At 39.1% G+C, this 12,295-nt stretch carries 9 protein-coding genes; 7 read left to right on the top strand and 2 right to left on the bottom strand.

Annotated elements, in window-relative coordinates; genetic code table 11:
* Positions 1 to 90 precede the first annotated feature (90 nt).
* Complete coding sequence (locus tag UYI_RS0120315; RefSeq protein ID WP_016868506.1) at positions 91 to 1,392, bottom strand: acetyl ornithine aminotransferase family protein; 1,302 nt, start codon at positions 1,390 to 1,392, stop codon at positions 91 to 93.
* Positions 1,393 to 2,174: 782 nt separating this feature from the next.
* Here UYI_RS0120315 and UYI_RS0120310 point away from each other — a divergent pair.
* The 7 genes from UYI_RS0120310 to UYI_RS0120280 all read left to right on the top strand — a co-directional run bounded on the left by UYI_RS0120310 (position 2,175) and on the right by UYI_RS0120280 (position 8,441).
* Positions 2,175 to 3,887, top strand: coding sequence for an ABC1 kinase family protein (locus UYI_RS0120310; protein WP_016868505.1), 1,713 nt, complete (start codon positions 2,175 to 2,177; stop codon positions 3,885 to 3,887).
* Between the two features lie 119 nt (positions 3,888 to 4,006).
* Entirely contained in the window at positions 4,007 to 4,381 is a 375-nt protein-coding gene (locus UYI_RS0120305; RefSeq protein WP_016868502.1) for a hypothetical protein, read from the top strand.
* Between the two features lie 115 nt (positions 4,382 to 4,496).
* Positions 4,497 to 4,757, top strand: a complete 261-nt coding sequence (locus tag UYI_RS0120300; protein WP_016868501.1) for a SemiSWEET transporter — start codon at positions 4,497 to 4,499, stop codon at positions 4,755 to 4,757.
* A gap of 20 nt (positions 4,758 to 4,777) precedes the next feature.
* Positions 4,778 to 6,421, top strand: coding sequence for a B12-binding domain-containing radical SAM protein (locus UYI_RS0120295; protein ID WP_016868500.1), 1,644 nt, complete (start codon positions 4,778 to 4,780; stop codon positions 6,419 to 6,421).
* A gap of 52 nt (positions 6,422 to 6,473) precedes the next feature.
* Complete coding sequence (locus tag UYI_RS0120290) at positions 6,474 to 6,662, top strand: CPXCG motif-containing cysteine-rich protein (RefSeq protein ID WP_016868499.1); 189 nt, start codon at positions 6,474 to 6,476, stop codon at positions 6,660 to 6,662.
* Between the two features lie 17 nt (positions 6,663 to 6,679).
* Positions 6,680 to 7,129, top strand: coding sequence for an SRPBCC family protein (locus tag UYI_RS0120285; protein WP_016868498.1), 450 nt, complete (start codon positions 6,680 to 6,682; stop codon positions 7,127 to 7,129).
* Between the two features lie 544 nt (positions 7,130 to 7,673).
* Positions 7,674 to 8,441, top strand: coding sequence for a hypothetical protein (locus UYI_RS0120280; RefSeq protein ID WP_016868497.1), 768 nt, complete (start codon positions 7,674 to 7,676; stop codon positions 8,439 to 8,441).
* On the opposite strand, the gene UYI_RS0120275 is transcribed toward UYI_RS0120280, so the two are convergent.
* Complete coding sequence (locus UYI_RS0120275; protein ID WP_016868493.1) at positions 8,438 to 12,148, bottom strand: ABC transporter substrate-binding protein; 3,711 nt, start codon at positions 12,146 to 12,148, stop codon at positions 8,438 to 8,440. The genes UYI_RS0120280 and UYI_RS0120275 overlap by 4 nt on opposite strands.
* Positions 12,149 to 12,295: the final 147 nt, after the last annotated feature.

Raw genomic sequence — 12,295 nt, 5'->3', positions numbered from 1 at the left:
AACCAACTACTAACTACTAACTACTAACGCATGATCTATCTGTGTCTATCGGTGTGCATCTGTGTTCATCTGTGTTCGATTTCTAAAACATTAAACCTCTGCTAATACACTAGCGAAAATTTCCAAAGCAGTTTCAACCTGATCACTATCAATAACCAAGGGTGGACAAAAGCGAATTGCTGCTTTTCCGCAACCAAGCAATAATAAACCTCGCAAAAAAGCTGCTTGTAAAATGCGATCGCGTAACTCCCGATCCAAATTCCCCTCATCATCCAATAAATCCACCGCTACCATCAAACCTTTACCACGAGGTAGGGAAACTCTGGGAAACTGTTGATGTAACTTCACTAAGCCAGCTTGTAATAACTCTCCCATTTCGGTAGCATTTCTTATCAAACCGCCTACCAAAAGTTCTAAAGTAGCAAGCCCAGCAGCACAAGCAACAGGGTTGCCACCAAAAGTGGTAGCATGAGAACCAGGCGGCCAAGTCATGATTTCTGATCGGGCAAGAATTGCACCTAGAGGTAAACCACTGGCGATACCCTTGGCGGTAGTAATAATATCGGGTGTGACGTCCCAATGTTCAATTGCAAACAATCGACCCGTACGCCCCATTCCCGATTGCACTTCATCCACTACCATCAGAATGCCGTAGCGATCGCATATCTCCCGAATCCGTTGTAAAAATCCATCCTCTGGTACAACATAACCACCCTCGCCTTGAATTGGTTCAACGACAATTGCTGCTACTTCATGGGGTGGTAGCATGGCAGGAAATAGCTGTTTTTCTAGGTAATCTAAACTGGCGTGAGTCCCATAAGGAATATGCGTCACTCCTGGAACAAGAGGGCCAAAACCTGATCTCTGTACAGCTTTGGAACCAGTCAGAGACATTGCTCCATAGGTGCGTCCGTGAAATGCTCCTAAAAAGGCGATAATTAGGGAACGTTTGGTGTAGTATCTAGCCAGTTTGATGGCACCCTCATTGGATTCCGCACCAGAGTTAGTAAAAAATACTCTCGCACCACCAGGAAATTTTACGCCTGCGGCTAACTTCTCCGCCAGTTCTACCATTGGCTTGTAGTAAAAATCCGTACCAGACATGTGTAGTAACTTACTGGCTTGTGCTTGGATAGCTTGCACAACGTCTGGATGCGCGTGTCCTGTGGCAGTGACAGCAATTCCCGCCGTCATGTCTAAAAAGACATTGCCATCTACATCTTCGACCATACAACCTTCACCACGACTCACAACTAAGGGATAGTCACGGGTATAGGAAGGAGAAGTCACAGCGCGATCGCGTTCGATAATTTCTCTCGCACGCGGCCCTGGTAAAGAAGTAACTAAGTAAGGCGATCGCGGTAAGTGTTTATTTATAGAGATACTTAACATAATTTTTTTTTAGTGTTTAAAGATTATTTCTGATTAAATGCCGAGGTGATATTACTTGCAGTAGCTTATGATTCTATTTGTAGTGTACTTACTACAAAAGTAGGTGTATACAAGACAACCATAAATTGGTAATGGGTAATAGGTAATTGGTGTTTTTCCCCATTACTCGCAACAGTGATTTGGCGTCTTTATACTTATTGGGATTATGTAGTTCAATAACAACTACTTTATCAATTGCAATTTTTCTAAATAAAACTTTAAATATACATTTTAACTAACTAAATCAAGTTTGATTTTCGTAGCTTGAAAACGCTTAAATTTCCTGTTAAGTAGCAACTTAGAGTAATTTGAGAGCTATAAGTTTAACTTTGATCCCTAAACCTCCAAAATTTATGGCTCAGGAAATATCAATATATTTTATTCCTCAACTATTTTAGTGTAAATACTTATTTGTGTAAAAAAAAGTTTTAAATTATACTTAAAATTTTGCAAAAAAGTATATGCTGCAAATAGTCAAATTGAGCCATGTTTCTATGATTCCAGATCGATATACAGGATAAAAATATCACTGTATTGATTTTTGAGATGACCAATATCAAAAAATTTTCTCTACCGCAGTAGGTATATATACTTTTATGTAGTAATATAAAATAAAAGATAACAAAGTAACTTTTAGTAAAGCTTGACTAAATTCTATAAAGCTACAGAGAAATAGTCAGGCAGATATTTGTTGACCTCGAAAGAGGGAAATTCTTATTTTAAATAAAGAGGTAAATAAGGGAGTGAGCCTGCAAACCCCTATACAAAATAATCGACGCTACGATCCCAATGAGATCGCTAGTTACTACCGCTATCGTCCTTGGCTAGCCTGGGCGCGGGCGCTGAACGTCATTTGGTCTTTTGCTGCATTTATATTTAGTCTGAAGTGGGATGAGTGGCAAAATCAAGTTGAACAGAACAAACTAAAACGCGCTACCCAATTACGTCAGTTACTAACACGTCTGGGGCCGACTTTTATCAAAGTAGGTCAAGCTTTATCGACAAGACCAGATTTAGTACGTAAAGATTTTTTAGAAGAACTGGTGAAATTGCAAGACCAGTTACCACCGTTTGATAATGCGATCGCCTACCAATTGATTGAAACCGAACTCGGTCGTCCAGTCAAGGAAATATACAGCGAACTGTCACCTAGTCCGGTTGCTGCTGCTAGTTTGGGTCAAGTTTACCGGGGTCGTTTGCACACTGGTGAAGAAGTAGCGGTGAAAGTACAACGCCCTAACCTACGCCCAGTTATTACCCTCGATCTTTATTTATTGCGGTGGGCGGCGGGTTGGTTAGCCCCTTGGCTACCTCTCAATCTTGGTCACGATCTCAGGTTGATCGTGGATGAGTTTGGCACCAAATTATTTGAGGAAATAGATTATCTCAACGAAGGTCGCAACGCCGAAAAATTTGCTACTAACTTCCGCAACGACCCGCATGTCAAAGTTCCGGCTATTTATTGGCGCTATACTTCAACCAGAGTTCTGACTCTAGAGTGGTTAAATGGATTTAAGTTAACCGACACTAAAAAAGTCAAGGAAGCTGGTATAGATCCAGAAGCCATCATCGAAATCGGCGTGACTTCAGGTCTACAACAATTATTAGAACATGGTTTCTTCCATGCTGACCCCCACCCCGGCAATTTATTTGCCATGCCAGATGGCAGAATGGGCTACATTGACTTCGGCATGATGGATCAGCTAGATGAAACCACTAAAGAAACTCTGGTAGATGCGGTTGTACATTTAGTTAACAAAGATTACAACGATCTAGCCAAAGATTATGTCAAGCTGGGATTTTTAACACCAGACACAGATATTCGTCCGATAGTACCAGCCCTAGAAGCAACATTAGGAAATGCGATCGGCAAAAACGTCGGGGATTTTAACTTCAAAACCATCACCGATCAATTCTCAGAATTGATGTATGATTATCCCTTCCGAGTCCCCGCGAAGTTTGCTTTAATTATTCGTTCTTTGGTGACTCAAGAAGGTATTGCCCTCAGCCTCAACCCCAACTTTAAAATTGTGGAAGTAGCTTATCCCTACGTAGCAAGGCGTCTGTTGACAGGCGAATCTCCACAATTACGCCGACGCTTATTAGATGTGCTGTTCAAAGATGGTAAATTCCAATGGCAGCGCTTAGAAAATTTAATTGCGATCGCCCGTACCGATGAGAATTTTGATGTCTTGCCTACAGCCAAACTGGGGCTAGAATATCTCCTATCTGATGAAGGCAAGTATTTGTGGCGTCAGTTGATATTAGCTCTTACTGAAGATGATCGCCTACATACCGAAGAAGTTCAACGTTTGTGGAACTTAGTCAAAGATGATTTAAAACCGAATCGATTGTTAGATGTTGCGATCGGAGTTTTGACAGATTTATCCAAAGAGAGAGTTGCAGCCATATTACCTTCAGTAACTGCGATCGCCACTTTTGGCATAAAACGCTAAAACCCTTCTACAGAAGGTGATTCAAGGGTCAAGAGTCAACAATTTAAAGTTAATGTTTGACTCTTGACTTTTTGATCTGCACTTTTACCTTTCAAAATCCATATCAATCAGGAGTTTTTATGTACTACTACCCTTCACAACCGCCATATTTACTACTAATTATTGGTTTGTTTGCTGCATTAACCTCCGGTTTGGCATTAGCCGGAACACTAAAGGTAATTGTGAATAAATGGCAGAGTGATGGCGCAGAGAAATCTAATTCTCAGTTGTCGATTAAACAGTTATCTGTGCCGTTTTTAGGGATAACTGCCGGTGTGACATTATTTATGTGTTCTGGATTTGAAATATTTGGTTTTCCACCTTTGCTTGCCTATGCAGTCGGTATACCAGTCACCATTTTGACTTCACTGTTAGTTTGGTTTCAGTTGGGAAGCATGATGTCTTTTGTGGAACGACGAGGAATGCAATCCCTCGATTTAGATTCAATGAATTAAGTTGAATTTACTTCGGCATTATTCTATTTTATTTTGGTGTTATAAAAAAGCCTAATCGTATGAAGCGATAAGGCTTATTTTTTAGATTAATCAGCAATACTAAGTATTTAAACTAATGGATTTTATTACAACTTTGGGATTAATAGCCGCTACCTTAACCACCTTTTCATTCTTGCCACAATTGATTAAAACATGGCGCACAAAATCAGCAAAAGATGTTTCCTATGTAATGCTAATTAGCTTTAGTATAGGAGTTTTTTTGTGGTTAATATATGGATTTTATTTATCAGCTTTGCCAATTATTTTAGCTAACGGTATCACATTGCTTTTTAACATCATAATTTTATGGCTTAAAATTAAATATAGATCAACATAAGCATCCTGAAACAATCACCTGTGACATCATCTGTTTTTTCTGCTGAACGCCTTTTATTTACACCCGCTACCCCTGAGGTTGACGCCATTCCCACTATTTTTGCCTTTCCCAACGAGTACACTGTGGGTATAACTAGCCTTGGCTATCAGGTAGTATGGGCAACTTTGGCTATGCGTGCAGATGTGCTGGTGAGTCGCCTGTTTACTGATATTCACGAATCACTCCCGAGAAAACCAGAATTACTTGGCTTTTCTGTCTCTTGGGAATTGGATTATGTGAATATTTTGAATTTGCTGGAATCTTTAGATATTCCTATTCGCACAACTAAGCGTGATACTGATCATCCTATAGTTTTTGGTGGTGGCCCTGTCCTCACTGCTAACCCAGAACCCTTTGCAGATTTTTTTGATGTCATTCTTTTGGGTGATGGCGAAAATCTTCTTGGTAATTTTATTGATGCCTATAAAGCTGTTAGATATGCTGACCGAAAAACTCAATTAAAAGCACTGGCACAAGTACCAGGAATTTATGTTCCGAGTTTATATATTGTGGAATATAATGATGGCGATGGTGCGATTAAGTCTATCAATCCAATTACACCAGAAATTCCGGCTGTAGTTCAAAAGCAAACTTATCGTGGCAATGTTTTATCAGCTTCAACTGTAGTTACCCAAAAGGCAGCTTGGGAAAATATTTACATGGTAGAAGTGGTCAGAAGTTGCCCAGAAATGTGTCGTTTCTGTTTGGCAAGTTATCTGACTTTGCCTTTTAGAACTGCCAGTATAGAAGAATCATTAATCCCAGCAATCACAAGAGGTCTAGCTGTTACAAATCGGCTAGGATTATTGGGTGCTTCAGTGACTCAACATCCTGAATTTGAGAACTTATTAAATTATCTTAGCCAGCCAAAATACGATGATGTGCGGCTGAGTATTGCTTCGGTGCGAACTAACACTGTGACGGTACAGCTAGCAAAAACTTTAGCGAAACGAGATACTAAATCTTTGACTATTGCCGTAGAAAGTGGTTCGGAAAGATTACGGCAAATCATTAATAAAAAGCTACACAACGACGAGATTAACCAAGCGGCGGTAAATGCTAAAGCTGGGGGATTAACAGGTTTGAAACTCTACGGGATGGTAGGAATTCCTGGGGAAGAAGCTGAGGATTTGGATGCGACTGTGACAATGATGCGCGAGATCAAAAAAGCTGCTCCTGGTTTACGCTTAACATTGGGATGCAGTACCTTTGTACCCAAGTCCCATACGCCGTTTCAATGGTTTGGGGTGAATCGCCTCGCAGAAAAACGCTTGCAGTTTTTACAAAAACAACTTAAGCCCCAAGGGATAGATTTTCGCCCAGAAAGTTACAATTGGTCTATCATCCAAGCTTTGATATCAAGAGGCGATCGCAGACTATCACACCTACTGGAACTTACGCGTAACTTTGGGGATTCTCTAGGTAGCTACAAACGTGCTTTTAAGGAACTGAAAGGGAAACTACCTGACTTAGATTTCTATGTTCATGCCAATTGGTCGACTGAGCAAGTCTTACCTTGGCATCATTTACATGGGCCTCTACCACAATCTACCCTGCAAAAGCATCTAGCAGATGCCACAAGTCAGTTTAAACCATCTGAGCAATTGCTTACTGCTAATGGTTAATGATAAGAAGATTATTCATTGACAATTAGCAATCCAAATCCAAAATTGATAAATGCAAACTACAGCAGAGTTTTATTGTGCTTATTGTGGGGAAACAAATCTGACTTTTGTTGACTTGAGTGTAGGTGGACAACAATCTTATGTGGAAGATTGTCAGGTTTGCTGTCGTCCCAATATTTTATATATCCGTGTTGATGAAGAGACTCTGGATATTGAAATTGATACTGAATATGAAGGGTGAATTTGAGGTTGTTCTCAATGCTGGACTTTAAGTACTCCTCAGTAATTAATGCACCGGTAGAAGTTGTTTGGCGATTTCATGAAAGGCCAGATGTTTTGCAACTGCTTACCCCGCCTTGGCAACCTGTACAAGTAATGCGTCGCGAGGGAGGGTTGGGTGTCGGTGCTGTGACGGAATTTCGTCTTTTTTTGGGGCCATTGCCTTTGCGTTGGTTGGCACGTCATACCGAATACGAAGAATTTCATTTGTTTACTGATGAACAAATATCTGGCCCCTTCGATTATTGGGTGCATCGGCATCGGTTTGAACCGGAAGATGGTAAAACTAGGTTGACTGATGAAGTTTCTTTTTCTTTACCAGGTGGAGATCCAGTCGAATTTTTGGGTGGTTGGTTGGTAAATGTGCAACTAGAAGCAATGTTTCGCTATCGCCATCACATTACCAGACGGGAGTGTGAGGGAGGATGAGGTGGGGAGGTGGGGAACTCACCGGCCCCCACTCCCTTGGGGGAGTGGGGATTAGGGGCAGTGGGGAGATGGGGAGGTGGGGAGTCAATTATAAATTAACTACTAACCACTAACCCTACCCTTACCTTAAGCCACTACCCTGCCTTAAGCCGCTACCTGCGGAAGCCGCTTCGCGTCTATGCGTCTACGTGTCTACGTGACGGGAACCGCCTTTTTGGGGGGCTGGACTCACCACTAACTACTAACCACTAACTACTAACCACTAACTACTAACTACTAACCACTAACCACTGTACAGACGTGCCATGGCACGTCTCTACAACAACCACCAATCAACAACCAACAATCAACTACTAACCATAGCAATAACTTTATTTAAGAATTAGATTTTTAAAAAAATAAATAAGTCCGGGACTTTTAGTTGTTCTGGACTTTTTTTTAGTAGGATAATAATTCCAGCTTTACAACCGTTAAAACACTGATATTTCAACGCCAATAACTAGTTGTTAATGGCGGTAGTTTTACTGTTTAAAAATTTAAAAATATGAAGTTTTTACAATCTAGACTGTATCACAAAGTAATTTTTAAGTTAGCCTTTGCCAGTCTCAGCTGCTTATTCTTTTTCTCTCCTTTAGTAAAGGCACAAGCACAAATTAAAAAAGAATCTACATCAGTAAGTAACTTTAATCATTCCCTGATACAACTAACAAAACAACAAGTTTGTCCATCTACACAATTGCTACCGAAGCGAATTTTTGAGACAGCTAAATATTATGTTTATATTTGCAGGGGAGACGAAAAAAACTCTCTAGGATATTACGTACAAATTTATAAAAATAGTGGTAGTAAAATTACTATTCCCGTCAGTAATAAAGTAGGTGAAGCTTACTTTGCTAAAAATACTGGGGTAATATATACCGTTACACCCTATGAATTAGTAGTAACTAAATTTAGTAAACGTAATAGTCTTGTTTTAAGAGAAAAAGTTAATAATGCGATCGCAGCTGATGGTCAATCTTTAGTGAAAGGTTGTCCTGAAGATAATACTTCCTTTGTAGAAGCTGCAACCAAAAACTATATTGTGTATATTTGTGGTAGAGAAACGCCAGATACTTATATAGCTGTAACTAAGAATGGAACTAGTATAATTACTCTACCATTATTGTCAAACTACAATTCCTCTGCGAAAGCAGAAGATAGTGAATATATTGCTATTAAAGGTAAAACTCGTTATCTTCTCAACCGGAAAATGCTCAGAGTTTCTCGTGATGGGCACAATTTAGTTAAGGAAAAAGTTTTATATTGGCATTAAGGATATAAAGGGAAAAATTCATATTGATTTGCAAATGTACGACTTGGTTGAATTTTCACCAAGACAATATCATTTTTATTTTTAATAGGGCGATCGCCTGATTGTAAAAACTGAATTTTTCCAGTTACACCATTAGCAGAAAATTTAGGATTACGCAAGACTTTTTGCAGTCCACTACGAGTTTTACTTTGCTGTAAACCATTAACTATAGCTATAGTTGCATCATAACTTGTAGCAGAACGCCAAGTTACTAAACTATTCCAAAGTTTCTGGGAGTTCTTAGCAAATTCACTTGCAAAATTTCTTCTGGCTTCCCAAGGAACAGCCAACACTAAACCATTAATATCAGCTTTTCCTTGCTGGAGAGTTTGTAAGGTATATAGTGAAGTACTGGCAAATAATCTGAGTCTGCCTTGATTGGCTTTAGCTAAATCTAAAGCTTTACTAATTCTATCAATATGGGGAGCTAAAAATAAGCCATCAGCACCATTGCTAATTGCATCCACAATAATTTTATGAGGCTCAAAATCTGGTGCAGAAAAATCACAGCTAATATTCACAATATTTCCACCACCGGCAATGGTAGCAGAAGCAAATTCATCGCGAAAAGATTGATTATCTATAGCTTTTTCATCTACACAAATAGCCAAGTTTTTTGTACCAGCAACATTGATCGCATAGTGAGAAACAGAATCAGCCAAAAAACGCAGATTGGGAGCAGTGCGAAATACATAGGAACCACACCCCGATAATTTTAGCGAAAAGCTAGTAGGAGAAATATTGACTAATTTCCCTTTTTGATAAATTTCACAGGCTGCTACAGAAGCATCGGAAGCATTATGAGCAATAACTGCTAGAATTTGCTTGTGGCTGACAAAATAGTTAGCAATTTTTCTGGCAATATCAGGATTGTTATCGTCATTTGCTATTTCTATCTGCAACAAATATCCTTGAATACCACCTTTATTATTAACTTCATCTTGAGCTTGAGCTACACCTTGAAGTATTTCTCTGGCAACATTGGGATTACTACCAATCGGGACACTGACAGCAATTTTTAAAACTTTGCCATGACGAGCAGCAAGGGCATTTTGTAAGTATATGCGTGTTTCGGGATCATTGGGCATATTTTGCAGAGATTTTTGAAAATATGCGATTGCTACCTCATATTTCTCTGCTGCAAAAGCTTGTATACCTGCTTTTTTCTCGTTACTAGGTTGTGTATCTTGAGCTAAAATTTTATCTCCCAAGCTAATACGATTAAAAACAGAGTCTTTGAGTACAAAACTATAGTTACTAGGATTTTTGGGATCGGGTTTAACTTCCACTAACACCGCCGTACCGATGCGATCGCCCCAAGGTGAAAATTGCATAGTTCCCGTAGCACCTTCTAAAGCAAAACCACCAGATAAAGCTTGTTGGATGCCGTCTCTGGTGTTATCTTTTTGAATTAGGGCTTGAGCGATCGCATTTGTAGCATCGTAGGCATTTGCTGTACGCCAAGTGATAGAATTTGGATCATTCCAAAGTTTATAGGCATCTTTAACAAATTTTTTATTAGCAGAAGCGTCAGTGTGCCAAGAAACAGCCATCACTAAACCGTTAACAGCTTTACCTGCCTTAAGAGTTTTTTGAGTTTGCATACTGTGACTGCCAAAAAGCATTAATTTGCCTTGATTGACTTTAGCAATCTCTATAGCTTTGTCAATTCTGTCAACATGGGGATTGAGAAATATACTATTTGCTTGGACTTTGAGCGCACGTTCAATGGCAAATTCTGGCTGAAAATTCTTTGCTGCTAAATCGCAGTGAATATCAATTAACTGAATATCATTTTTGCTCAGTGCTGAAGCTATTGCTGGTTCATAAGACTGATCTTTTGCTTGAGAATCACGACAGATAGCAACGCGAGTTTTGCCTTCTTTTTTTGCATACTCGGCTAAAGTTTCGGCAATGACATCATTTCTAATTACAGTTCTGTAGATATAACTCCCAGCAGATCGGTTTTCGGGGTTAGTTACCAATGGAGAAGTACTAGTTGGTGAAATCATCACCAATTTTCCTGCTTGATAAATATTAGCAGCAGGGACGCTAGCATCACTACTGTTATGTCCGATTACTGCTAAGATATTTTGATTCTGGACAAATCTGTTAGCAACCCTTTGAGCAATAGTAGGATTGTTATCATCATTAGCTATTTCAACTTTGAGTAACTTACCATCAATACCACCTCTACGGTTAATTTCATCTTGAGCTTGTGCTACACCCCGCAAAATTTCCTGTGCGACATCAGGATTCGTACCAATAGGAACCACAACTGCGATCGTCAATACTTCTTGATTGCCGATTTTAGCATTATTCAAATATATTAATGATTCCGGATCATTAGATTTTTGTTTTAAAGAAAGTTTGAATTTACTAACTGCTTGATGATAATTTTTCCATGATAATGCTTGCACTCCTTGCTTTTTATAGTCAGTCGAAACTGTTTTTACTAAAATTTTATCGCCATCACTAAACCGATTACGGAAATTAATTTCATCAATCCCACGCCACAAAACTGCACCAACACACCCCAGTGAAACTGTGAAAAGAACTATTCGGTAAGCCTTTTCTTTCCAGTTTAGAATTCGGGGATATTTTAATTCCGTCGCAGCTGGATTCTGAAAAATTACAGGTAGCCAAGAAGCACAAGGATAGTCTCTTTCCCACTCCTCATATAGGCGTTCCCGTGCTTGATTTACAGACGCATATAAAGATTCACCACTAGTAAATGCAGTCAGAAAATATTTCAAAAACTCTTGAGCAATAATATCAGGTACAGGTTCTCGCATGACAATTGTGTAAGGAATGCGTAAATCAGCTAAATTGCGTGCTAATCCCAATCCATCACAAGAGTTAAAAATTGCCAATTTTAATCCCTGTCTGACTGCATACCTAAGAGAGTAACGTAAATTTCGTAATGATAAATAGCTCTCGTCGGCATTAATTTGAATTTCTCCCCAACTGTCACCCTCTTTACTGATACTATGTCCGGCAAAAAATAAAATATCCCAAGGTTGAGTTCTCAAATTTTCAATTAGTTGACGGCGTGTAGGTTCTATTAATGCTTTAACTTTTGCACCCGGTAAATTTTTGAGAAAATATAAATCTTGATCGAGATTAATCTCCTGGTTACTACCTAAAATTGCCAAAACTTTGACTGGTGCTTTCAGTTGCTTTGTTGATGGTTCGTATTCTGAACTAATGACTATTTCTGCTTGCGGATGGCTAGTAGAGAAAAAACCCCACAAATGCCAAGGTAATCTCCGCAGTAATGAATCTTGAGTCTGTAAAATAAAGCGAACATCTTCGGAATTTCCAATTTGTCTTGATAATTGTCGCTCTATTTCTAAAACAGGCGCTTGATTTAACCAAGCATTAAAACTATCTTGAAATTCTTTAGCTGCTTGATTACAAGCATCTTTACTAGAAAAGTTTGTAATCTGATTTTTAGGAAGAATAATCAACCAATCTGCTGGCAATTTTTCATAAATAGATTGCCATGCAGTGTATGTTGTCGGAAATTCTGGTGCAGGTGGTAATCTCCCGGAAATCTCAGCAGTATGAGGCTTACCAGTTTCGCCAATTCTCACTTTGACAGGAAATCCCCTCTCGAAAGAACCCTCTCCTATTTCAAAAATGACTAGTTTAACCTGCTTAACCACATTTACCACCACTTGATAACTTAATGTTTAACGTAATGTCATGGCTAGAAATCACCACCCAATAGCTAACGAATAATCTATCTGTGTTCATCGCCTTGCACTGTGTTCGATTAAAAAAATCATTTATGTACCAGATCCAATAATCCA

The sequence above is a fragment of the Fischerella muscicola PCC 7414 genome (assembly GCF_000317205.1).
Taxonomy (GTDB): Bacteria; Cyanobacteriota; Cyanobacteriia; order Cyanobacteriales; family Nostocaceae; genus Fischerella; species Fischerella muscicola.
The sequence above is the reverse complement of the archived record's forward strand: the minus strand, read 5'-3'. Positions and strand labels throughout refer to the sequence as shown.

Excerpts from the sequence above, each read along its gene's own strand:
- UYI_RS0120280 (WP_016868497.1), top strand. The coding sequence starts at position 7,674 with ATGAAGTTTTTACAATCTAGACTGTATCACAAAGTAATTTTTAAGTTA.
- UYI_RS0120300 (WP_016868501.1), top strand. The coding sequence starts at position 4,497 with ATGGATTTTATTACAACTTTGGGATTAATAGCCGCTACCTTAACCACC.
- UYI_RS0120290 (WP_016868499.1), top strand. The coding sequence starts at position 6,474 with ATGCAAACTACAGCAGAGTTTTATTGTGCTTATTGTGGGGAAACAAAT.
- UYI_RS0120305 (WP_016868502.1), top strand. The coding sequence starts at position 4,007 with ATGTACTACTACCCTTCACAACCGCCATATTTACTACTAATTATTGGT.
- UYI_RS0120285 (WP_016868498.1), top strand. The coding sequence starts at position 6,680 with ATGCTGGACTTTAAGTACTCCTCAGTAATTAATGCACCGGTAGAAGTT.
- UYI_RS0120315 (WP_016868506.1), bottom strand. The coding sequence starts at position 1,392 with ATGTTAAGTATCTCTATAAATAAACACTTACCGCGATCGCCTTACTTA.